The sequence below is a fragment of the Fulvivirga lutimaris genome (genome assembly GCF_009711525.1).
Taxonomy (GTDB): Bacteria; Bacteroidota; Bacteroidia; order Cytophagales; family Cyclobacteriaceae; genus Fulvivirga; species Fulvivirga lutimaris.
In genome coordinates, this window is sequence record NZ_SMLV01000011.1 from 1 (window position 1) to 251 (window position 251).

A 251-nucleotide genomic window follows, 5' to 3' on the forward strand; every position below is an offset into this window, starting at 1 on the left:
TCTATAGTTAGCGATGGTTTCGCTTTTGATAATATTTCAGTGTCTGCCACCACCCCTTGCACACCAAATTATATTTCAGCGTTTCCATATACTGAAGATTTTGAGTCAAGTTCTTTTGGGAATGAATGGTGTATCCCTAGCAATTCATTTGCAAGAACAATAATCACGAGTAACAATAGCCCTTTCGAAGGCTCATATCATATGACAATGGACGCTAACCCTTCTGGGTTTGCCGCTTTAAATGAAGCTCT

1 protein-coding gene is annotated in these 251 nt (G+C 39.4%); it reads left to right on the forward strand.

The window, feature by feature from the left end:
- On the forward strand, positions 1–251 hold a 251-nt coding region (locus E1140_RS21070), incomplete at both ends, for a hypothetical protein (RefSeq protein ID WP_185153296.1).